This window comes from Streptomyces sp. NPDC030245, assembly GCF_055572995.1.
Genome location: NZ_JBVICF010000002.1, coordinates 769,811 through 791,195, shown reverse-complemented (window position 1 = coordinate 791,195; position 21,385 = coordinate 769,811). Strand labels below are relative to the sequence as shown.

Annotated in this window: 18 protein-coding genes; 15 read left to right on the top strand and 3 right to left on the bottom strand. The window is 72.1% G+C overall.

Going from position 1 to position 21,385, the window contains the following annotated elements; genetic code table 11:
* Positions 1-34 precede the first annotated feature (34 nt).
* The 7 genes from shc to ACZ4Z4_RS07915 all read left to right on the top strand — a co-directional run bounded on the left by shc (position 35) and on the right by ACZ4Z4_RS07915 (position 8,030).
* Positions 35-2,098: a squalene--hopene cyclase gene (gene shc, locus ACZ4Z4_RS07945; protein ID WP_468323755.1), complete on the top strand. Its 2,064-nt coding sequence runs from the start codon at positions 35-37 to the stop codon at positions 2,096-2,098.
* Positions 2,098-2,751 carry a phosphorylase family protein gene (locus ACZ4Z4_RS07940; protein WP_468323752.1) on the top strand — a complete coding sequence of 218 codons (654 nt, stop codon included), beginning with the start codon at positions 2,098-2,100 and terminating at the stop codon, positions 2,749-2,751. Before shc ends, ACZ4Z4_RS07940 begins: the two co-directional genes overlap by 1 nt.
* A 5-nt stretch (positions 2,752-2,756) precedes the next feature.
* Positions 2,757-3,779, top strand: coding sequence for an adenosyl-hopene transferase HpnH (gene hpnH / locus ACZ4Z4_RS07935; protein ID WP_468323749.1), 1,023 nt, complete (start codon positions 2,757-2,759; stop codon positions 3,777-3,779).
* Positions 3,780-3,843: 64 nt separating this feature from the next.
* Positions 3,844-5,754, top strand: a complete 1,911-nt coding sequence (gene dxs, locus ACZ4Z4_RS07930; protein WP_468323746.1) for a 1-deoxy-D-xylulose-5-phosphate synthase — start codon at positions 3,844-3,846, stop codon at positions 5,752-5,754.
* A complete protein-coding gene (locus tag ACZ4Z4_RS07925) occupies positions 5,751-7,136 on the top strand; it encodes an aspartate aminotransferase family protein (RefSeq protein WP_468323743.1) in 1,386 nt (461 codons plus the stop codon). Before dxs ends, ACZ4Z4_RS07925 begins: the two co-directional genes overlap by 4 nt.
* A 79-nt stretch (positions 7,137-7,215) precedes the next feature.
* Positions 7,216-7,860, top strand: a complete 645-nt coding sequence (locus ACZ4Z4_RS07920; protein ID WP_468323740.1) for a helix-turn-helix domain-containing protein — start codon at positions 7,216-7,218, stop codon at positions 7,858-7,860.
* Between the two features lie 53 nt (positions 7,861-7,913).
* Complete coding sequence (locus tag ACZ4Z4_RS07915) at positions 7,914-8,030, top strand: DUF6126 family protein (RefSeq protein ID WP_361169991.1); 117 nt, start codon at positions 7,914-7,916, stop codon at positions 8,028-8,030.
* Between the two features lie 22 nt (positions 8,031-8,052).
* Here the strand turns inward: ACZ4Z4_RS07915 and ACZ4Z4_RS07910 are convergent, their stop codons facing one another.
* Positions 8,053-8,877: a tyrosine-protein phosphatase gene (locus ACZ4Z4_RS07910; protein ID WP_468323737.1), complete on the bottom strand. Its 825-nt coding sequence runs from the start codon at positions 8,875-8,877 to the stop codon at positions 8,053-8,055.
* Between the two features lie 88 nt (positions 8,878-8,965).
* Positions 8,966-9,799, bottom strand: coding sequence for an ArsR/SmtB family transcription factor (locus ACZ4Z4_RS07905; protein WP_468323735.1), 834 nt, complete (start codon positions 9,797-9,799; stop codon positions 8,966-8,968).
* A gap of 157 nt (positions 9,800-9,956) precedes the next feature.
* On the opposite strand from ACZ4Z4_RS07905, the gene ACZ4Z4_RS07900 reads away from it, so the two are divergent.
* The 8 genes from ACZ4Z4_RS07900 to ACZ4Z4_RS07865 all read left to right on the top strand — a co-directional run bounded on the left by ACZ4Z4_RS07900 (position 9,957) and on the right by ACZ4Z4_RS07865 (position 19,033).
* Complete coding sequence (locus ACZ4Z4_RS07900) at positions 9,957-12,047, top strand: alpha-galactosidase (RefSeq protein ID WP_468323733.1); 2,091 nt, start codon at positions 9,957-9,959, stop codon at positions 12,045-12,047.
* 173 nt (positions 12,048-12,220) lie between these two features.
* Entirely contained in the window at positions 12,221-13,054 is an 834-nt protein-coding gene (locus tag ACZ4Z4_RS07895) for an SGNH/GDSL hydrolase family protein (protein WP_468323730.1), read from the top strand.
* Positions 13,055-13,438: 384 nt separating this feature from the next.
* Positions 13,439-14,644, top strand: coding sequence for an MBL fold metallo-hydrolase (locus ACZ4Z4_RS07890; RefSeq protein ID WP_468323728.1), 1,206 nt, complete (start codon positions 13,439-13,441; stop codon positions 14,642-14,644).
* A 460-nt stretch (positions 14,645-15,104) separates the two neighbouring features.
* Positions 15,105-17,036: a sensor histidine kinase gene (locus ACZ4Z4_RS07885; RefSeq protein WP_468323726.1), complete on the top strand. Its 1,932-nt coding sequence runs from the start codon at positions 15,105-15,107 to the stop codon at positions 17,034-17,036.
* 84 nt (positions 17,037-17,120) lie between these two features.
* The gene (locus ACZ4Z4_RS07880) at positions 17,121-17,555 is read left to right on the top strand and encodes a roadblock/LC7 domain-containing protein (RefSeq protein ID WP_362326572.1); all 435 of its coding nucleotides are present in this window, start codon (positions 17,121-17,123) and stop codon (positions 17,553-17,555) included.
* A gap of 2 nt (positions 17,556-17,557) precedes the next feature.
* Positions 17,558-17,929: a DUF742 domain-containing protein gene (locus tag ACZ4Z4_RS07875; RefSeq protein ID WP_362998460.1), complete on the top strand. Its 372-nt coding sequence runs from the start codon at positions 17,558-17,560 to the stop codon at positions 17,927-17,929.
* The gene (locus tag ACZ4Z4_RS07870; RefSeq protein ID WP_362998458.1) at positions 17,907-18,500 is read left to right on the top strand and encodes a GTP-binding protein; all 594 of its coding nucleotides are present in this window, start codon (positions 17,907-17,909) and stop codon (positions 18,498-18,500) included. Before ACZ4Z4_RS07875 ends, ACZ4Z4_RS07870 begins: the two co-directional genes overlap by 23 nt.
* Positions 18,497-19,033: a GAF domain-containing protein gene (locus ACZ4Z4_RS07865; RefSeq protein WP_468323723.1), complete on the top strand. Its 537-nt coding sequence runs from the start codon at positions 18,497-18,499 to the stop codon at positions 19,031-19,033. Before ACZ4Z4_RS07870 ends, ACZ4Z4_RS07865 begins: the two co-directional genes overlap by 4 nt.
* An 18-nt stretch (positions 19,034-19,051) precedes the next feature.
* Here the strand turns inward: ACZ4Z4_RS07865 and ACZ4Z4_RS07860 are convergent, their stop codons facing one another.
* Positions 19,052-20,932 carry a DUF2264 domain-containing protein gene (locus tag ACZ4Z4_RS07860; RefSeq protein ID WP_468323720.1) on the bottom strand — a complete coding sequence of 627 codons (1,881 nt, stop codon included), beginning with the start codon at positions 20,930-20,932 and terminating at the stop codon, positions 19,052-19,054.
* Positions 20,933-21,385 lie beyond the last annotated feature (453 nt).

Below are 21,385 nucleotides of genomic sequence, written 5' to 3'. Positions count from 1 at the left end.
AGACGTAGCCACCGCACTGCACGAAGGGGAAGCCATGACAGCGACGACCGACGGAAGCACCGGAGCGGCCACGCCCCGCGCAGCCTCGGCCAGCCAGCCCACCCAGCCCGCCAACGAGCCCATGCAGGCCGACCGGATCGACACCCCGGTCGATGCCGTCGAGACGATCGCCGCGCCGACAGGCACCCGCGCGGCCGCCGAGCGCGCCGTACAGCGCTCCACGGACTTGCTGCTCTCCCGCCAGGACGCCGAAGGCTGGTGGAAGGGCGACCTCGAGACCAATGTGACCATGGACGCCGAGGACCTCCTCCTGCGGCAGTTCCTCGGCATCAGGGACGAGGACACCACGCGCGCCGCCGCGCTCTTCATCCGCGGCGAGCAGCGCGACGACGGCACCTGGGCCACCTTCTTCGGCGGGCCCGGCGAACTCTCCACCACCATCGAGGCGTACGTCGCGCTGCGCCTGGCCGGCGACCGGCCCGACGAGCCGCACATGGCGAAGGCCGCCACGTGGGTCCGCGAACAGGGCGGCATCGCCCGGGCCCGCGTCTTCACCCGGATCTGGCTCGCCCTGTTCGGCTGGTGGAGCTGGGACGACCTGCCCGAACTCCCGCCGGAGCTCATCTACTTCCCCAAGTGGGTGCCGCTCAACATCTACGACTTCGGCTGCTGGGCGCGGCAGACCATAGTGCCGCTCACCATCGTCTCCGCCAAGCGGCCGGTGCGGCCCGCGCCCTTCGCCCTGGACGAGCTGCACACCGACCCGCGCGACCCGAACCCCGCCAGACCCCTCGCGCCGGTGGCGAGTTGGGACGGCGTCTTCCAGCGGCTCGACAAGGCGCTGCACGTCTACCACAAGGTCGCGCCCCGCCGGCTGCGCAGGGCCGCGATGAACAGCGCCGCCCGCTGGATCATCGAGCGCCAGGAGAACGACGGCTGCTGGGGCGGGATCCAGCCGCCCGCCGTCTACTCCGTCATCGCGCTGCACCTGCTCGGCTACGACCTGGAGCACCCCGTCCTGAAGGCCGGGCTCGCCTCGCTCGACCGGTTCGCCGTGTGGCGCGAGGACGGCGCGCGGATGATCGAGGCCTGCCAGTCGCCTGTGTGGGACACCTGCCTGGCCACCATCGCGCTCGCGGACGCCGGACTGCCCGCGGACCACCCGCAGTTGGTGAAGGCCGCCGACTGGATGCTCAGCGAGCAGATCGTACGGCCGGGGGACTGGTCGGTGCGCAGGCCCGAACTGGCCCCGGGCGGCTGGGCGTTCGAGTTCCACAACGACAACTACCCCGACATCGACGACACCGCCGAGGTCGCCCTCGCGCTGCGCCGGGTCGCGCACCCGGACCGGGCGCGCGTGGAGAACGCCATCGAGCGCGGGGTGCGCTGGAACCTCGGCATGCAGTCGAGGAACGGCGCCTGGGGCGCCTTCGACGTCGACAACACCAGCCCCTTCCCCAACCGGCTGCCGTTCTGCGACTTCGGCGAGGTCATCGACCCGCCCTCCGCCGACGTCACCGCACACGTCGTGGAGATGCTCGCCGTCGAGGGCAGGACGCACGACCCGCGCACCCGGCGCGGCATCGAGTGGCTGCTCGCCGAACAGGAGCCCGAGGGCGGCTGGTTCGGCCGCTGGGGCGTCAACTACCTCTACGGCACCGGGTCGGTGGTGCCCGCGCTGGTCACCGCGGGCCTGCCAGCCTCGCACCCAGCGATCCGCCGGGCCGTGCGCTGGCTGGAGTCGGTGCAGAACGACGACGGCGGCTGGGGCGAGGACCTGCGCTCCTACCGCGACCGCGGCTGGGTCGGGCGCGGCACCTCGACCGCGTCACAGACCGCCTGGGCGCTGCTCGCCCTGCTCTCGGCCGGTGAGCGCGAGGCCAAGTCCGTGGAGCGGGGCGTCGCCTGGCTCGCCGCGACGCAGCGCGAGGACGGCTCCTGGGACGAGCCGTACTTCACCGGCACCGGCTTCCCCTGGGACTTCTCCATCAACTACCACCTGTACCGGCAGGTGTTCCCGCTCACCGCCCTCGGCAGGTACGTCCACGGAGAGCCCTTCGCCGACGGCTCCGACGCCCGCTCCGGCAAGGCCGGCTGATGGACGGGACCCCGGCTCCGCGGCCGGGACCCGCGGCGCTGCTGATCGCCTGCGCGCTCGGCATCGAACGCCTCGCCCTGCGCACCGGCGACCGCAGCGGCGCACCGGGCACCATGACCGTGCTGCGCACCGGCATGGGCCCCAAGAACGCCGAGCGTGCCGTCAGCGGTGCGCTCGGAGAGGAGACCCTGCGCGGCGCGGCCGTGCTGGCCACCGGCTTCTGTGCCGGACTCGCCCCCGGCATGCACCCCGGCGACCTCGTCGTCGCCGCGGAGACCAGGGACGCGCGCGGCAGCACGCCCTGTACGGGAACCGGTCTGCTGGTCGAGGAGCTGGAGCGGGCCGTGCCGGGCCGCGCCGTGCACACCGGGCCGCTCACCGGTTCCGACCACGTGGTCCGCGGGCCCGAGCGCGGCGCCCTCCTGGCCACCGGCGCGATCGCCGTGGACATGGAGTCCGCCGCCACCCTGCACAGCGCCGTACGCGCCGGACGGCGGCCCGTTGCCGCCGTCCGGGTGGTCGTCGATGCCCCACAGCACGAACTCGTCCGCATCGGCACGGTGCGCGGTGGAATATCAGCTTTCCGCGTTCTCCGTGCCGTGCTCCCCGCTTTCTTTGAATGGCACCGTTCTTCGCTGCTCCCCCGGAGGTGAGCCAGATGGCCATGCCGCTTCGTCAGTCCATCAAGGTAGCTACGTATCTCTTTGAACAGAAGCTGCGCAAGCGCGACAAGTTTCCGCTGATCGTCGAATTGGAACCGCTCTTCGCCTGCAACCTGAAGTGCGAGGGGTGCGGGAAGATCCAGCACCCGGCCGGGGTTCTCAAGCAGCGCATGCCGGTGGCCCAGGCCGTGGGCGCCGTGCTCGAGTCGGGTGCGCCGATGGTCTCCATCGCCGGCGGCGAACCCTTGATGCACCCTCAGATCGACGAGATCGTCCGGCAGTTGGTGGCACGGAAGAAGTACGTCTTCCTCTGCACCAACGCCATGCTGTTGCGCAAGAAGATCGAGAAGTTCACGCCGTCGCCGTACTTCGCGTTCGCCGTGCACATCGACGGCATGCGGGAGCGCCACGACGAGTCCGTCGCGAAGGAGGGCGTGTTCGACGAGGCGGTGGCGGCCATCAAGGAGGCCAAGAAGCGCGGTTTCCGCGTCACCACCAATTCCACCTTCTTCAACACGGACACCCCGCAGACCATCATCGAGGTCCTGAATTTCCTCAACGACGACCTGAAGGTCGACGAGATGATGCTGTCGCCCGCCTACGCCTACGAGAAGGCGCCCGACCAGGAGCACTTCCTCGGTGTCGAGCAGACCCGCGAGCTCTTCAAGAAGGCCTTCGCCGGCGGCAACCGGCTGCGCTGGCGGCTGAACCACTCGCCGCTCTTCCTGGACTTCCTGGAGGGCAAGGCGGACTTCCCGTGCACCGCGTGGGCGATCCCGAACTACTCGCTGTTCGGCTGGCAGCGCCCCTGCTATCTGATGAGCGACGGTTACGTCCCCACGTACCGGCAGCTCATCGAGGAGACCGACTGGGAGAAGTACGGCCGCGGCAAGGACCCGCGCTGCGCCAACTGCATGGCGCACTGCGGCTACGAACCGACCGCTGTCCTCGCCACCATGGGCTCCCTCAAGGAGTCCATCCGTGCCGCCCGTGAGACGGTCTCCGGCAACCGCGGGTGACGTCGCGACCCTTGGAGGCCCGTTTCCCGGGCCTCCAAGGGGCAACCAGAGAGGGGGCTCGAGCATGACCATTCTCGACACCATCCGGGGGCCGCGGGACCTGAACAAGCTCTCCGGGGCCGAGCTCGACGAACTGGCGGGGGAGATCAGGGAGTTCCTGGTCCACGCGGTCGCCAGGACAGGGGGTCATCTAGGACCCAATCTCGGGGTGGTGGAGCTCTCCATCGCCCTCCACCGGGTCTTCGAGTCGCCGGTCGACCGGCTCGTGTGGGACACCGGCCACCAGAGCTATGTGCACAAGCTGCTCACCGGGCGGCAGGACTTCTCCAAGCTGCGCGGCAAGGGCGGCCTCTCCGGCTACCCCTCGCGCGAGGAGTCCGAGCACGACATCGTGGAGAACAGCCACGCGTCGACCGCGCTCGGCTGGGCCGACGGCCTCGCCAAGGCGCGCCAGGTCCTCGGTGAGCGGGGGCACGTCGTCGCCGTCATCGGGGACGGGGCGCTCACCGGCGGCATGGCCTGGGAGGCGCTGAACAACATCGCGGCCGCGAAGAACCGCCCGCTGATCATCGTCGTGAACGACAACGAGCGCTCGTACGCCCCGACCATCGGCGGCCTCGCCGACCACCTCGCCACCCTCCGTACGACGGACAGCTACGAGCGGTTCCTCGCCTGGGGCAAGGACATGCTCCAGCGCACGCCTGTCGTCGGACAGCCGCTGTACGAGTCGCTGCACGGCGCCAAGAAGGGCTTCAAGGACGCCTTCGCGCCGCAGGGGATGTTCGAGGACCTGGGGCTCAAGTACGTCGGGCCGATCGACGGGCACGACATCGGCGCCGTCGAGTCGGCGCTGCGCCGCGCGAAGCGCTTCCACGGCCCCGTGATCGTCCACTGTCTGACCGAGAAGGGCCGCGGTTTCGAACCGGCGCTCGCCGACGAGGCGGACCGCTTCCACACCGTGGGCGTCATGGACCCGCTCACCTGCGAGCCGCTCGCCCCCGCAGGCGGCCCCTCCTGGACCTCCGTGTTCGGGGACGAGATCGTCCGCCTCGGCGCCGAGCGCGACGACGTCGTCGCCATCACCGCGGCGATGCTGGGCCCGGTCGGCCTGACGCAGTTCGCGGCGGCCTACCCCGACCGGGTGTGGGACGTCGGCATCGCCGAGCAGCACGCCGCGGTGTCGGCCGCGGGCCTCGCCACGGGCGGCCTGCATCCGGTCGTCGCGGTCTACGCCACCTTCCTCAACCGCGCCTTCGACCAGTTGCTGATGGACGTGGCGCTGCACCGCTGCGGCGTCACCTTCGTGCTGGACCGCGCGGGCGTCACGGGTGTCGACGGCGCCTCCCACAACGGCATGTGGGACATGTCGGTCCTCCAGGTCGTGCCGGGGCTGCGGATCGCCGCGCCGCGCGACGCCGGGCAACTGCGGGCGCAGCTGCGGGAAGCGGTCGCCGTGGACGACGCGCCGACCCTCGTCCGGTTCCCCAAGGAGTCGGTGGGGCCCGAGATCCCCGCCGTGGACCGCGTCGGCGGCATGGACGTGCTGTTCCGGGAGCCGGATCCGGACGTGCTGCTCGTCGCGGTCGGGGTGATGGCACCGGTCTGTCTCCAGGCCGCCGAACTGCTCGGGGAGCGCGGGCTGCGCTGCACCGTCGTCGACCCGCGCTGGGTCAAGCCGGTCGACCCGGAGCTGCCCGGCCTCGCGGCAGGCCACCGCGTCGTCGCGGTCGTCGAGGACAACAGCCGCGCCGCCGGGGTCGGCGCGGCGGTCGCGCTGGCGCTCGGCGACGCCGAAGTGGACGTACCGGTACGGCGGTTCGGCATCCCCGAGCAGTTCCTCGCGCACGCCAAGCGGGGCGAGGTCCTCGCCGACCTCGGTCTCACGCCGGTCGAGATCGCGGGCCGGATCAGCGCCACGCTTGCGGCCAAGGAGGGCGCGCACACGTACGGTCCCGGCAAGGAGCACAGCGTATGACCAAGGAGTTCGACCTCGGCAGGCTCCTCGCCGAGCGGGGCGCCGAGCGGTACGACCTGCACGCCCGGCACCTCAACCACCAACTGCCGCGCATGCTGCACACCATCGGCTTCGACAAGGTCTACGAACGGGCCGAGGGCGCGTACTTCTGGGACGCGGAGGGCAACGACTACCTCGACATGCTCGCGGGCTTCGGCGTGATGGGCCTCGGCCGCCACCACCCGGTCGTTCGCAAGGCGCTGCACGACGTCCTCGACGCCTCCCTCGCCGACCTCACCCGGTTCGACTGCCAGCCGCTGCCCGGCCTGCTCGCCGAGCGGCTGCTCGCGCACAGCCCGCACCTGGACCGGGTGTTCTTCGGCAACAGCGGCACGGAGGCCGTCGAGACGGCGCTGAAGTTCGCCCGCTACGCGACCGGCAGACCGCGGGTCCTCTACTGCGCGCACGCCTTCCACGGGCTGACCACCGGTTCCCTCTCCGTCAACGGCGAGGACGGCTTCCGGGACGGCTTCGCGCCGCTGCTGCCGGACACCGCGGTCCCGCTCGGCGATCTGGACGCGCTGCGCCGGGAGTTGGCGAAGGGCGACGTCGCCGGGCTGATCGTCGAGCCCATCCAGGGCAAGGGCGTGCACGAGAGCCCGCCCGGATATCTGCGCGCCGCACAGGAGTTGCTGCACCGGCACAAGGCGCTGCTGATCGCCGACGAGGTGCAGACGGGCCTCGGCAGGACCGGCGAGTTCTACGCGTACCAGCACGAGGAGGGCGTCGAGCCCGACCTCGTCTGCGTGGCCAAGGCGCTGTCGGGCGGCTATGTGCCGGTCGGCGCGACGCTCGGCAAGGACTGGATCTTCAAGAAGGTCTACTCGTCGATGGACCGGGTCCTCGTGCACTCGGCGAGCTTCGGCTCGAACGCGCAGGCCATGGCGGCCGGGCTCGCCGTCCTTGCGGTCATGGAGGACGAGAAGGTCGTCGAGAACGCCCGGGTCACGGGGGAGCTGCTGAGGTCCCGGCTCGCCGCCCTCGTCGACCGCTATGAGCTGCTGAGCGAGGTGCGGGGCCGCGGACTGATGGTCGGCATCGAGTTCGGGCGTCCCAAGTCGCTGAAGCTGCGCGGGCGTTGGGCGATGTTGCAGGCCGCCCGCAAGGGGCTCTTCGCGCAGATGGTCGTCGTACCCCTGCTTCAGAAGCACCGCATCCTCACCCAGGTCTCCGGGGACCACCTGGAGGTGATCAAGCTGATTCCGCCACTGATCGTGGGGGAGCGGGAGGTCGACCGGTTCGTGGCGGCCTTCACGGCGGTGATGGACGAGGCGCACAGCGGCGGCGGGCTGATGTGGGACTTCGGCAGGACACTGGTGAAGCAGGCGGTCGCCAACCGTTGAGCCTGGCGTCCGCAGGGGCGCTTTTGCCTCTCGGGCAAGAAAGTTGCCCGAGAGGCAAGGGTCTGGCTCAATCGGGGACATGAGCCCTGTCGAGCCCGGCGAGTCCGGGGAGCCCGTCGAGCCCGCCCGGCCGGTCGAGGCGCTGCCCGCCGTCGCGCCCCAGCTGCGCGAACTGCGCCGCCGCGCCTCCCTCACCCTGGAGGCCGCCGCCCGCACCGCCGGGCTCTCGCCCGCCCATCTGTCCCGTCTGGAGACCGGGCAGCGCCAGCCGTCGCTGCCGATGCTGCTCACGCTCGCACGTGTCTACGGTACGACGGTCTCCGAGCTGCTCGGCGAGACGGTCGCCGACCGGGACGCGGTCGTCCGCGCGGCGGACATGGAACCGACCGCCGCCGGCGGCTGGACCTACTGGCAGGCGGGCGCCTCGGGCCGGGGCATGCAGGCACTGCGCGTGCACGTGCCGCACGGCGCGCAGGGCGACATCGTGCGCGTGCACCCCGGCGAGGAGTGGCTGTACGTCCTGAAGGGGCGGCTGCGGCTGCGCCTCGGCGACACCGCGCACACGCTCGGCCCGGGGGACAGCGCGCACTTCGACTCGCTGACCCCGCACCGGATCGCCGCCGCCGACCGCGGCGGCGCCGATCTCCTCTTCGTCCACACGCTGTTGCAGAGCCCCGCCACCGCGCTGTGCCTCGGTGGCCCCACTCAGGGAGACCCGACATGACGGAACCGGAACAGCAGGGAGCGGACCGGCCGAAGCGGCCCTCACCCAGCACCATGGAGGAGAAGTTCCCTCGGGCGCTCTGGGTCCGCCTGATCATCTATGTGGCGGTGGGCCACATCTTCGCGGCCTTCATCTACCTGCTGTTCGAGCTGGGCGCGAAGAACCAGTAGGGGCGCGGCGGCGGGCGTCCGCTCAGTCGAGCAGGCGCTCGCGAAGGCGCTCCCGGGTCTCCGCGCTCACCCCGAGCCCCACGGAGAGATAGGTCTCGACGTCGCCCCAGGTCTCCTCGATCGTCTCGTACGCCGCCGCCAGGTACTCGGCGCGGGCGTCGAAGAGCGGGTCGAGGAGCTCCATGACCTCGGGCGACATCGCGTTCGCGGAGCTGTCCGAGCGGTGCACCTTGTAGCGGCGGTGCTTCACGCTCGACTCGAGGTAGTCCGCCTCGATCGCGTCGCGCTCCACACCGACGGCGAGGAGGGTGACGGCAATGGACAGGCCCGCGCGGTCCTTGCCCGCCGCGCAGTGCATCAGCGCCGGGACGCTGTCCTCGGCGAGCGCGTGCAGCACCTTGCTGTGCTCGGCGGTGCGCTCCTTGATGATCGTGCGGTACGCCGTCGCCATCCGGGCCGCGCCCCGGCCGTCCGAGAGGATCGAGCGCAGCTGGTCGAGGTCGCCGTCGCGCACCATCTTCCAGAACTCTGCGCCGTCGGCCGGGTCGGTCAGCGGCAGGTTCACGTTGCGCACGCCCGGCAGCGCGACGTCGGGGCCTTCGAGGCGCTGGTCGGCGGCGTTGCGGAAATCGAAGATCGTGTGCAGGCCCAGCGAGGAGAGGAACGCGGCGTCGTCCGCGGTGGCGTGCGCGAGGTGACCGCTCCGGAAGAGGCGGCCCTGCCGGACGCGGCGCCCGTCCACCGTCGGGAGCCCGCCCACGTCACGGAAGTTGCGCACTCCGGCGAGCTGGGGCTCTGCCAGCGCTGACACCTCTGACAGATCTGTCGGCGGGACCTGCTGCGTCACGGGCTCTCCTCGGACTCTTCGGCCGGCGCGGCTCGCCGGTGGGTGCGCCTTTGACGATACGACATGCGTTCCTGGGGCAATCACCCCTTCAGCCGAGGGGTTCGCCGGTCTCCAGGAGGGACTTGAGGCTGGAGAGGATCGGCGGCCAGCCCTGGCTGCACATGGAGTGCAGGGTGCCGGCGGCGTCGAACTCGTGCGTGACGGTGAGCTTGACCTGGTCGCCGTGGGGCTCCAGGTCGAAGGTGACCCGCGAGCGGCGCTCGCTCGCGAGGCGCGCGCGCAGCTCCTCGTCCACGCCGTTCGCCTCGGCCCACTGCGGGCTGAAGGTGTGCCACGTGTACGCGAGGCGGCGGTGCGGTTCGTGGACCAGGACGACCTGCTCGGGGTCCTCGGTGGTGGCCCCCGTCTCCGTCCAGGTCATCGGGGAGCCCTGCGTCCAGTCGGTGCCGAAGCTCACGCCCCAGTACCGGTGCGTGAAGGCCGGCTCGGTGAGCGCCTGCCAGAGCTGCTCCGGGGTGGTGCGGATGTACGTCGTGTACACGAATGTCTTGCTGGCCGTGTTGCCTGCGGTGGCCGTGTTGTCTGTGTTGGCCGTGTTGGCTGTGCTGTCCATGGGGCTCTGCTCCAATGCTCTCTTCAGGTCCGCGAGGGCGTTGACCCGGTCGCGGTCGAACCGGCTGATCCACCGCTCGGCGATGGCGTTGATCGGCGCGGCGTTGAGGTAGTGCAGCTTCTCCCGCCCCTGCCGCACCGTGGTCACCAGCTGGGCGTCCTCCAGCACGGCCAGATGCTTGCTGACGGACTGGCGCGCCATGTCCAGACCCGCGCACAGCTCACGCAGCGTCTGCCCGTTGCGGTCCCGCAGCCGGTCGAGCAGCCGCCGCCGCACCGGATCTCCCAGCGCCCTGAACGCCGCGTCCACCTTCCGTCACCCCCAGTCATGCAGCCGAACAGCTGCCTCTCCATGGTTGGCAGTCCGGCGGCTGCATGTCAACCGGAGGGAGAGCCGGCGCGAGAGGTGGCACGATGTGCGGACGAGCGCGTGCCCAGTGGGAATCCATGGATCGGGCGGGGGCCTGATGATCGAGACCGGTGCCGATGGCCGTATGTGGCTGCTCTCCGGACCCAGGAGCAGCTACGCCCTGCGGCTGACGGAACACGACGAGCTGCTGCATCTGCACTGGGGGCCGCGGATCGCCCTCGCCGACGCGGAGGCGCTGGCCGCCGAGCCGCTGCCGCCCGAGCGGCCCTTCGAGTCGCGGCTCGACGGACGCGAGGAGTATCCGGTGGAGGGCGGGCCGCGCTTCGTGCCGCCGGCCCTCTCGGTGCGCGGCGGCGGTGTGCGCGGCACCGAGTGGCGGTACGAGAACGCGGCGGCCGACGAGGACGAGCTCCAGCTCCACTTCTTCGACTCCGTGCACCAGCTGCGGATCACGCTCATGTACCGGCTGCGCGGGGACGTCATCGAGCGGCAGGCCGCCCTCGTGCACCAAGGGCGGTTCGGCACGCCGGACCTGGAGCTGCTGCGCGAGGACGCGGCGACCTGGACGCTGCCCCGCCGGGACCACTGGCGCCTCTCGCAGCTGCACGGCCGCTGGGCGGCCGAGTCGCGGCTGACGCGCGCCGACCTCACGTACGGCGAGAAGGTCATCGGCAGCCGGCGCGGCCACACCGGCCACCACCACCTGCCCTGGGTCGCACTCGACGAGGGCGACGCCACCGAGGAGAGCGGCGACGTCTACAGCTGCGCGCTCGCCTGGTCCGGTTCGTGGCGTATCTCCGTGCACCAACTCCCGGACGGCGCCGTGCAGATCACCGGCGGCAGCGGGCACGACGACTCGGGGCAGCAGCTCCTCGCGCCCGGCACGGCCGTCGTCACCCCCGTCTTCGCGGGTCTGTGGACCGACGGCGGCTTCGGCGGCGCAAGCCGTGCCTGGCACGCCTATCAGCTCGCCCACGTGATCCCGGACGCCGACACGCCCCGCCCCGTCCTCTACAACTCCTGGGAAGCCACCGGCTTCGACATCTCCGAAGGGCAGCAGCGCAGGCTCGCCCGGCGGGCCGCCGCGCTCGGCGTGGAGCTCTTCGTCGTCGACGACGCGTGGTTCGGCGAGCGGGTCAGCGACCGGGCGGGCCTCGGCGACTGGACCCCCAACCCGGACCGCTTCCCCGGCGGCCTCGGCCCGCTCGCCGACGAGGTGCACGAGCTCGGCATGCGGTTCGGCATCTGGGTGGAACCGGAGATGGTCAACCCCGACAGCGACCTCTACCGCGCGCACCCCGACTGGGTACAGCACCAACGCGGCCGTACGCGCACGGAGTACCGCAACCAGCTCGTCCTCGACCTCACCCGGGAGGACGTACGCGCGCACCTGTGGCGGCGGCTCGACGAACTCCTCTCCAGCGCGCCCATCGACTACGTGAAGTGGGACTTCAACCGCTCCTTCACCGACGTCGGCCGCCCCGGCGCCCCCTACCCCCAAGAGCTCTGGTCGGGGCACACGCACGCCCTGTACGACCTGCTTGACCGGCTCCGCGCGGCGCACCCCGCCGTGGCCTTCGAGTCCTGCTCGGGCGGCGGCGGGCGGATCGACCTCGGCATCCTCTCCCGCACCGACCAGGTGTGGACGTCAGACAACACCGACCCGCTGGACCGGCTGGCCATCCAGCACGGCTTTAGCCAGCTGCACCCCGCGCGCGTGATGGCCGCCTGGGTCACCGACAGCCCCAACGACCAGCTGAACGGCCGTGCCAGCTCGCTGTGCTTCCGGTTCGTCAGCGCCATGGCGGGGGTGCTCGGCATCGGCGGCGACCTCACGCGGTGGACCGAGGGCGAGCTCGCCGAGGCGCGCGACTGGGTGGCCCTCTACAAGGAGATCAGGCCCGTGGTGCAGCTCGGCGACCTCTACCGGCTGCGTCCCCCGGGGGACGGGCTGAGCGCCGTGCAGTACGTGCTCGACGACGAGTCCGTCCTTTTCGCCTGGCTGCGGGCTCAGGCGTACGGGGAGGAGCCGCCGCCGGTACGGCTGCGCGGGCTCGACCCGGGGGCGGCCTACTTCTCCCCGGACACCGGGGAGACGTACCGGGGCGCGGTGCTGCTCCATCGCGGGCTGCGGACAGGGCTCAAGGGGGACCTGGACGCGGCGGTGTTCCGGCTGCGACGGGCGTGATGAGCGGCGGAATCCGGCGCGACAGGCCGCGACGACGGGCGTGACGTGCGACGAAAGGTGGGTCGTGCACTTATTCCGAGTTGGGTGAATCTTGACCGGTGGCTTATCTCACCCACCGTCAACCCCTCCCTACGGTGGCGTAGGTCACTTAGAGAGGTGAAGGATGTGACGTCGTGAGCGCAGAGTCGACAACCTTCATCCACCACCCCAACAACAACCGCGTATTCAACTCCTACGCAGCGGTCGGCGACAGCTTCACCGAAGGCGTGGGCGACCCGGGCCCCGACGGCACCTTCGTCGGCTGGGCCGACCGCCTCGCCGTCCTGCTGGACGACCGGGTACCCGAACACACCTTCCGGTACGCCAACCTCGCCGTGCGCGGGAAGCTCCTCGACCAGATCGTCGAGGACCAGCTGCCGCGGGCCAAGGAGCTCGCCCCCGACCTGGTGACCTTCTGCGCCGGGGGCAACGACATCATCCGGCCCGGCACCGACCCCGACGAGGTCGCCGAGCGGTTCGAGCGGGCCGTCGCCGACCTCACGTCGGCGGTCGGCACGGTCATGGTGACCACCGGCTTCGACACCCGTGGTGTCGCGGTGCTCAAGCACCTGCGCGGCAAGATCGCCACGTACAACATGCACGTCCGTGCCATCGCCGACCGGTACGGCTGCCCCGTGCTCGACCTGTGGTCCCTCAAGACGGTCCAGGACCGCCGGGCCTGGGACGGCGACCGGCTGCACCTCTCCGCCGAGGGCCACACGCGTGTGGCACTGCGCGCCGGTCAGGTCCTCGGTCTCGACGTGCCCGCGGACCCCGACCAGGCCTGGCCTCCGATGCCGCCGCGCGGCACGCTCGAGGTGCGGCGCGACGACATCCACTGGGCGCGCGAGTACCTGGTGCCGTGGATCGGGCGGCGCCTGCGGGGCGAGAGCTCCGGGGACCACGTGGAGGCGAAGGGCTTCCGCAACCTCGACAGCCTCAAGCTGCACATCGAGGCCGCTTCCTGAGCGGACGGTCCCGTACGACTCCGCAGGGAGGGGGTCGGCCTCGAAACACGGGAAGCGGCCGTCGTACGCCAACTCCTGGACGCGGCCACCCAGGTGCGCACGACCGCCGGATCGGCCGTGCTCGATCGTGGTCATCCCGCTGGCCCTCTCATGACGTGAGTTCCGCCCGACGGAACAGGAAAAGGCGTGCCCGGAAAGCGAGTTGGGGGAATTCGCGGCGACGTCTCGTCGAGCTGGGCGGCACAGGCAAAATGTCAGCAGCACCCGTAAGAGATCCCTATGGCACCCCGCCGTCCCGTGCGGCCTCGGGGAGTACTCCGCGCGCACTCTCCAGGAGCGGGTGGACATAATGGGGAGGCCTATACACCCCCCACAGGAGGTCCCGTGTCACGGTCCCTGATCCCCGGACTGCGCTCGTTGCGGTCCGCTGCCTTTGGAGCGGACCCCGCGGGTGCCCGGCTGGCCCGGATCCGTAGGTCGCCGAACTTCTCCGTGGCCGAGGGGTCCTTCCAAAACCCCGTGGGAGCGCGGACCCGGCCGTCCGGCTCGACCGTGGAGCTGGCCAAGGTCTATTTCCGGAAGGAAGAGCGCGTACGCCGAGGCCCGGCCGGCCCGGTGCCCGTGCACGCCACCACCCTCGCCGACCTCGCCAAGCCGCCGGTCAGCGGTCTGCGGGTCACCTGGATGGGTCATTCCAGCGTCCTGGTCGAGATCGACGGGCGGCGGGTGCTCTTCGACCCGGTGTGGAGCGAGCGGTGTTCGCCGTTCCCCTTCGCCGGGCCCAAGCGGATGCACCCCATCCCGGTGCCGCTGGCCGCGCTCGGCCCCGTCGACGCGGTCGTCATCTCCCACGACCACTACGACCACCTGGACATGCCCACGATCAAGGCGCTGGCCGGTACGGACACGGTGTTCGCGGTGCCGCTCGGCGTCGGCGCCCACCTGGAGCGGTGGGGCGTGCCGGCGGACCGGCTCCGTGAGCTGGACTGGCACGAGACGGCGAAGGTGGCAGGGCTGACCCTCACGGCCACCCCCGCCCGGCACTTCTGCGGCCGCGGCCTGCGCAACCAGCAGCACGCGCTGTGGGCGTCCTGGGCGGTGGCGGGCCCCGAGCACCGCGTCTTCCACAGCGGGGACACCGGCTACTTCCAGGGCTTCCGGGACATCGGCGCGGAGCACGGCCCGTTCGACGTCACGATGATCCAGATCGGCGCCTACAGCAAATTCTGGCCCGACATCCACATGACGCCCGAGGAAGGCGTGCGGGCGCACCTGGACCTCCAGGGCGGTGAGCCGCGCGGGGTGCTCCTGCCGATCCACTGGGGGACGTTCAACCTCGCCCCGCACGCCTGGTCGGCGCCGGGGGAGGGCACGGTCGCCGCCGCGCGCCGCGCGGACGCCGCGATCGCGCTGCCCTGTCCCGGCGAACCCTTCGAGCCCGGAGCGGGGGAGCTGCCCGGCGAGCTGTGGTGGCGCGGCGTCGCGGTCGAGCCGGATGGCGGCTGGCCGGGGGCGTCGACCATGGTCGTCCGGGCGATCGCGGGCCCCGAGCCGGACAGCGGGGAGCACGAGACGACGTCCGTGGGATAGCGACCCCGCCGGTGGCTGTGGCTCCGCCGGCGATGCACCACCGGGCTCACGCCGCCCGTGCGCGGTTTCTGCGGACCGCGTCACGGGTGGCGCCCCGGCGTCCTGGGCCCACGCCAAGTCGCCCGTCTCGGCCGGGTGTTCGAGCGTGAGACCCGCGGCGCGGCAGCGGTCCGCGACCTCCTCGGCGAGGATGCTGCGCACCTCGCGCCTGTGTACGACAGTAATCGGACCCCCGTACGAGGCGTCATACCAGAGCGGGACGCTGCACCGCTGACTTTGTCAACTGCCCACCGCACGTGATGCGTTGCCGACTACCGTGAGTGGCCGTCGGGCGACGCAGGGATCACGACGCAGGCTGACGTCGCGACCTGCCGGCCGGCACGGCGATGCCGCAACCACGCCGCAAAGAGGAGTCGGGCCGACCGCCGGACCCCCTCGTCGCAACGTACCGAGGACGCAGATGTCTCACCTACGCGCACCGGCCGCCCGCGCAGACCGCCGCGAGGGCGGTCGGCACGGCAGGCCCGGCAGCCGGACCGCCGCCGCACTGCCCGAGACGCACATACGCCCGCAGCTCCTGCGGATCGCCGTGCTGCCGGCCGTCGCCGTGGGCCTGAGCGCCTGCGCGGCCGTGCTGTTCACCCTCCGCTCGACCGGCTCCCGGCCGAGTCCCGCCCTGCTCGCCGTCCTCACCGCCGCCGCGCTGGTCGGCCTCGTGGGTATCGCCCTCGCCGCCGTCGCCGCCGAGCGCGCCGCCAGGTCCGTGCGCGACCGCGTCACCGCGCTGCGCCGCGCCACGGCGCGCAGCCAGACCGAACTGCGCGGCATCGTCGAGCAGTTGCGCCGCGGCGACCAGCCGCCGACGACCGGCGGCCCGACCCTCGGCGCATCGACCGTCGGCGTATCGCCCACCGGCACCCAAGCCCCCGGCACCCCGGCCCCCGGCACACCGCGCCGAGCGCGGCCCGGCGGCGACGAGTTCGACCTGCTCGCCGACGAGCTGAACCGCGCCCACGAGGCGGCCGTCGGCGCCGTCGTGCAGGCCGCCCAGCTCTCCAGCCACGCCGGCAGCGAACAGAAGGTCGAGGTCTTCGTCAACCTCGCCCGGCGCCTTCAGTCCCTCGTGCACCGCGAGATCTCACTCCTCGACGAGCTGGAGAACGAGGTGGAGGACCCCGAACTGCTCAAGGGCCTCTTCCACGTCGACCACCTCGCGACCCGCATCCGCCGGCACGCGGAGAACCTCGCCGTGCTCGGCGGCGCCGTCTCGCGCCGCCAGTGGAGCAACCCGGTCTCCATGACCGAGGTGATGCGCTCGGCCATCGCGGAGGTCGAGCAGTACTCGCGCGTCAAGCTGGTGCCGCCGATCGACGGCACCCTGCGCGGACACGCCGTCGCCGACGTCATCCACCTGCTCGCCGAACTCGTCGAGAACGCCACGCTGTTCTCCGCGCCCCACACCCAAGTCCTGCTCCGCGCCAACCTCGTGACCGCCGGGCTCGCCGTGGAGGTCGAGGACCGGGGCCTCGGCATGCCCGTCGCCGAGCAGACCAGGATGAACCGGCTGCTCACCGACCCCGACCAGGTCAACGTCGCGAGCCTGTTGCAGGACGGCCGCATCGGGCTCTACGTCGTCTCCGCGCTCGCCCGCAGGCACGGCGTCGCGGTGCGGCTCCAGACCAACATCTACGGCGGTGTCCAGGCCGTACTGATCCTGCCGCAGGAGCTGCTGGGCGCCGAGCAGCAGGCGGCGCAGGCCACCCGGCGCCGACCGGCCGCCGAAGCGGCGTCGCTGGGCGCCGCCGGGCACGTACGAGAAGTCGTACACGATGGCGCGCAAGGCCATGCGGGCCCACCGGGCGAAGCGCCGGGCGCGGTGCCCGAGTCCCGGACCGAACCCCGCACCGAGCCGCACCCCGCGCCCACCCCCGCCACCACCGTCGCGCCCACCCCCGCCCCGGCCCCCGGGTCCGTCCCCGTGCCGCCCCGGCCGCGCGCCGCGAACGGCACCCGGCCGGCCCCCCTCCCCGTGCGCGGCGCCCGCGAGGACCGGCCGACGCCCGCCGACGCCACGCCCGGCATCCGGCCCGAGGACCGGCAGGCCGCCGCCGAGCACGCGGCGGCACCACCCACGCCGCGCAACGGCGCCGTGCGCGGCCGCGTCGAAAGGCCCCGGCTCCCCAAACGGCGCGCCCAGGAACACATCGCACCCCAGCTGCGCGACTCACCGGCGCCGCGGCCCGACCCCGACCAGCTCGTCGGCCACGACCCCGGCCTCATGGCCGCGTTCCAGCGCGGCATCGGCCTCGCCCAGGCACAGGACGCGCGTGACCCCACCCCGCGGGAGCGCCCGGCCGACGCCCCGCACGAGGGGCCGGGACACGGCGCCTGACCAGCACCCCGGGCCGGGCCACGGCCCTTCGCCCCGCCCCCCCGCAGATCTACGTACGTCCGTACCTCAAGGAGTCGATCCACCATGGCGAGCGATGCGCCGACCGGCCATGTATCCGATCTCGACTGGCTGATGAGCGGCCTCGTGCAGCGCGTGCCGCACACCCACAGCGCCGTCCTGCTCTCCTCCGACGGGCTCGTGAAGTCGGTGCACGGCCTCGACCCGGACAGCGCCGACCACATGGCGGCCCTCGCCTCGGGGCTCTACTCGCTCGGGCGCAGCGCGGGCGTCCGCTTCGGCGACGGCGGGGACGTCCGCCAGGTCGTCGTGGAACTGGACTCCACGCTCCTGTTCGTCTCCACCGCGGGCTCGGGCACCTGCCTGGCCGTCCTCGCCGGCCGTGACGCCGACGCGGCCGTCCTCGGCTACGAGATGGCGATGCTGGTCAAGAGCGTACGGCCGTACCTGATCACCGCCCCCCGGCAGCCGGCCGGCGAACCCGCGCCGATGAGGCACTGACCATGGCGGCCCCGCACGACGGGCCCTGGCTCGACGACGCCGCGGGACGGCTCGTCCGTCCCTACACCGTCAGCAACGGACGGACCAGACCGACCAGCCAACTCGACCTGCTCTCCCTGGTGATGGCGACCGGCGCCCTCCCGCTCGGCTACCTCGGACCCGAGCACGCCACGGCCCTCGGCCTGTGCGAGGCGCCCACCTCCGTCGCCGAGATCGCGGCGCAGCTGAGGCTGCCCGCGGTCGTCGCCAAAGTGATCCTCTCGGATCTCCTCGACTGCGGGGCCCTCACCCAGAAGGCCCCGGACCTGTACCACAACCCGACTGACCGGTCCCTGTTGGAGGCAGTGCTCGATGGATTACGACGACAGCTCTGACCCCTTCCCCACCGCACTGAAAATCCTGGTGGCGGGTGGTTTCGGGGTCGGCAAGACCACCTTCGTGGGCGCGGTCAGCGAGATCGCGCCGCTGAGCACCGAGGAGCTGCTCACCACGGTCAGCGAGGCCACCGACGACCTGTCCGGCGTGGAGAACAAGACCACGACGACCGTCGCCATGGACTTCGGGCGGATCACGCTCGACCCGCAGCACGTGCTGTACCTCTTCGGCACGCCGGGACAGGAACGGTTCTGGTTCATGTGGGACGAACTCTCCGAAGGAGCCCTCGGCGCGGTGGTCCTCGCCGACACCCGCCGCCTCGAGGACTGCTTCGCCGCCGTGGACTTCTTCGAACAGCGCGGCATGGGGTTCATCGTGGCGATCAACGAATTCGACGGCGCCCACCGCTACGAACCCGAGGAGGTGCGGTCCGCGATCGACCTCGACCCGCAGGTGCCGGTCGTGCGCTGCGACGCGCGCATCTCCAGCTCCGGCATCCAGACCCTCCTCATCCTCGTCAAGCACCTCCTCAACCACGCCCCGGCGGCCAGCCACGGAGCGCACACGTGACACACGACCCGACAGGGCGGCTGCTGCTCACCCCGGTGGACACCGAGGCTCCGGCGCGGGTACGACGGCTGCAAGGGCTCGGCATCGGACAGCGTCCCGAACCGGCCTTCGACGTCTTCGCGGACCGGCTCGCCGAGCTGACCGCAGCGCCCTACTCGATGGTCAACTTCATCGACGAGAACAGACAGTTCTTCGCGGGACTGCACACTCCGGAGCGCCCGGCCGGCCCGGCGGGCCGCTATATGGCCCGCGATCACGGGTACTGCCCGCACGTCGTGGTGCGCCGCAAGGCCCTCGTCCTGGAGGACGTCCGCGACTATCCGCGGTTCGCGGGCAACCCCGTCGTGGAGGAGCACGGCATCCGCTCCTACCTGGGCGCGCCCCTGCTCGACCGTACGGGGATGGCGCTCGGCACGGTCTGCGTGGTGGACGTCGAGCCGCGCCGCTGGGGCAGGGCCGGGCTCGACACGATCAAGCGCATGGCGGCGGAGCTGGTCGAGCAGATCCACCGGCGGGAGGAGGGCGGCATCTGACGGCGGCCGGCCCCGGGGTCAGAGGTCGAGTACGGTCCCGTCGGGAAAGCGGACGCGGACGCGGTCGCCGTCCACCTCGCAGACGATGGACTCCCGCAGCGCCCGCGGGTGGACCGTGTCCTGCGACAGGGCGACCAGAGTGACATGGACGCTGTCACCGCCAGGGTGGGCGGCGGAGGTGAGGAACGGTGTCGCGGAGTGCGGCCCGAACGCGTTGGCCGCCACCTCGCGGGCGATGCCCGCCTCCTCGTCCCAGCCGTGGAGGGCGACGACCGTGCTGGTCAGCCCCGTCGTCGTACGGGTGAGCGCCCAGCCGGGGCCGCGCTCGGCGTGCGGACGCGTCCCGTCCGCCACCGCGTAACCGCCCTCGCGGACGGTGACTCCGGCGGGTGCCCGCACCCGGTGCACGCGGATCTCCCACGGGCCGTGCAGGGCGCTGGTCGTCTCGACGGGGAAGATGCCGTCCACGCCCGGCCATTGGGCGTCGTGACGGGATGAGGCCACGCGGCCCTCGCAGCTCAGCGGGTGGATGCGGCGGCGGCGCGTGGGCGTGCCGTCGGGGGCGATGAGCGCCAGGTGGCCGTCGACGGTACGTTCCCACGCGCGGGGAGCGGTCTCCGGGGCGGTCGCCGTCGAGTAGCCGAACTTGGCGTAGTGCGGGTCGTCCCGCGCCGGGCCCTCCGGGGGATTGTGGTCGCTGCCGTGGTTGACCAGGCGGACGATGCCGTCGTGCCGGGTGCCGTGCAGCAGCCAGCCGGGCTGCGGGAGCGCCGTGTACTGGTCGGACTCCTCGACGGGGAGCGGCACTTCGCGCTCCGTCCACACCGGATGGTCGGCGGGCAGCAGCAGCCCCAGGAAGCCCTTGCTCGCCCAGTACGGCGAGGCGGGCCCCGAGTAGGACTGTGTCGCGGGCAGGAACGTCCCGTACCAGCCGAGCGGCAGCAGGCCCCGCTCGTCGGGGACGCCGCGCTCCACGAAGTGCCGCGCCGTGCCGGAGGCGAGACGCCGGGTGAGGCCGGGCGCGAGCGGCGTGCAGTCGGCGAGGGCGCCCAGCCACACGGGCGCGGCGGCCGCGAAGCGGTACGTGAGGGAGCGACCCTGGTGGACGGGTGCGCCGTCGCCGCCGAAGAAGTGCGGATAGGTGGTGAGGAACCGCGCCAGGCGCTCGCGGTAGAGCTCGGCGCGGCCGCCGTCGTCACCGCCCGCCATCCGGGCCCACAACAGCGGGTACAGGTGCAGCGCCCAGCCGACGTAGTAGTCGAAGTTGCGCCCGTCGCCGTCGCTGTACCAGCCCTCACCGCGGTACCAGTCCTCGATGCGGTCCAGGCCGCCGTCGATGTCCGACCGGCTGTACGGGGCGCCGACGGAGGCGAGGAACTGCTCGGACACCACCTGGAAGAGCCGCCAGTTGTTGTCCCAGGTCCTCCTGCCGACGAACCCGGAGAACCAGTCGACCACCCGCTCCTGGACGCGGGTGTCGAGCTTGTCCCAGATCCAGGGGCGGGTCTCGTGCAGCCCGATCGCGATGGACGCGGCCTCCACCATCTGCTGCGAGCAGTCGGTGAGCTCGGGCCACGCCTCGCCGCTGTCGCGGTCGGTGCCCGTTGTCAGACCCCGCGCGTAGCGTTCTACCAGACGGGGATCCACCTCGCCGCCCGCTCCCGCGATCCGGAAGGAGGCGAGCAGAAATGACCGCGCGTACCCCTCCAGGCCGTCCGACACGACCCCCGACCAACTGTTGCGCCCAGGCAGTCGGTACTGCGCGAACCCCGGCGTCGCGTAGGGCACCAGAGCCTCCAACTGCCGGTCGGCGAGCACCTCCCAGTGCGCCCGGGTCCACCCGGTGAGCGGCGACAGGACACGGTCGGTGGGCGGGAGGGGGAGGTGGGGTGGGGGCATGGGATGGGTGGCTCCTCGGGGGTTGTCGGGTGGTGGTGGGGGGTGGGGGGACTGTGGTGCGGTTCAGGGGTTGTCGGGTGGGGGGACTGTGGTGCGGTTCAGGGGTTGTCGGGTGGGGGCCCGTGGTGCGGCTCAGGGCCTGTCGGGTGGGGGAGCCACGGTGCGGCTCAGGGGTTGCCGGGTGGGGGGACTGTGGTGCGGCTCAGAGGCTGTCGGGTGGGGGAACCACGGTGCGGCTCGGAGGCTGTCGGGTGGCGGAACTGCGGTGCGGCTCAGGGGCGCGGGGAACTGCGCGACCAGCCGAGACACTCCCGCACACGCCGAACCAGCGGGAGCCCCCCGGACGTCACGCGCCAAACCAGCGGGAGCCCCCCGGACGTCACGCGCCAAACCAGCGGGAGCCCCCCGGACGTCACGCGCCAAACCAGCGGGAGCCCCCCGGACGTCACGCGC

Coding starts and splice junctions, on each gene's coding strand:
- ACZ4Z4_RS07885 (WP_468323726.1), top strand. CDS start 15,105: ATGTCTCACCTACGCGCACCGGCCGCCCGCGCAGACCGCCGCGAGGGC.
- ACZ4Z4_RS07915 (WP_361169991.1), top strand. CDS start 7,914: ATGGAGGAGAAGTTCCCTCGGGCGCTCTGGGTCCGCCTGATCATCTAT.
- ACZ4Z4_RS07925 (WP_468323743.1), top strand. CDS start 5,751: ATGACCAAGGAGTTCGACCTCGGCAGGCTCCTCGCCGAGCGGGGCGCC.
- ACZ4Z4_RS07880 (WP_362326572.1), top strand. CDS start 17,121: ATGGCGAGCGATGCGCCGACCGGCCATGTATCCGATCTCGACTGGCTG.
- hpnH (WP_468323749.1), top strand. CDS start 2,757: ATGGCCATGCCGCTTCGTCAGTCCATCAAGGTAGCTACGTATCTCTTT.
- dxs (WP_468323746.1), top strand. CDS start 3,844: ATGACCATTCTCGACACCATCCGGGGGCCGCGGGACCTGAACAAGCTC.
- ACZ4Z4_RS07870 (WP_362998458.1), top strand. CDS start 17,907: ATGGATTACGACGACAGCTCTGACCCCTTCCCCACCGCACTGAAAATC.
- ACZ4Z4_RS07940 (WP_468323752.1), top strand. CDS start 2,098: ATGGACGGGACCCCGGCTCCGCGGCCGGGACCCGCGGCGCTGCTGATC.
- ACZ4Z4_RS07875 (WP_362998460.1), top strand. CDS start 17,558: ATGGCGGCCCCGCACGACGGGCCCTGGCTCGACGACGCCGCGGGACGG.
- ACZ4Z4_RS07900 (WP_468323733.1), top strand. CDS start 9,957: ATGATCGAGACCGGTGCCGATGGCCGTATGTGGCTGCTCTCCGGACCC.
- shc (WP_468323755.1), top strand. CDS start 35: ATGACAGCGACGACCGACGGAAGCACCGGAGCGGCCACGCCCCGCGCA.
- ACZ4Z4_RS07860 (WP_468323720.1), bottom strand. CDS start 20,932: ATGCCCCCACCCCACCTCCCCCTCCCGCCCACCGACCGTGTCCTGTCG.
- ACZ4Z4_RS07920 (WP_468323740.1), top strand. CDS start 7,216: ATGAGCCCTGTCGAGCCCGGCGAGTCCGGGGAGCCCGTCGAGCCCGCC.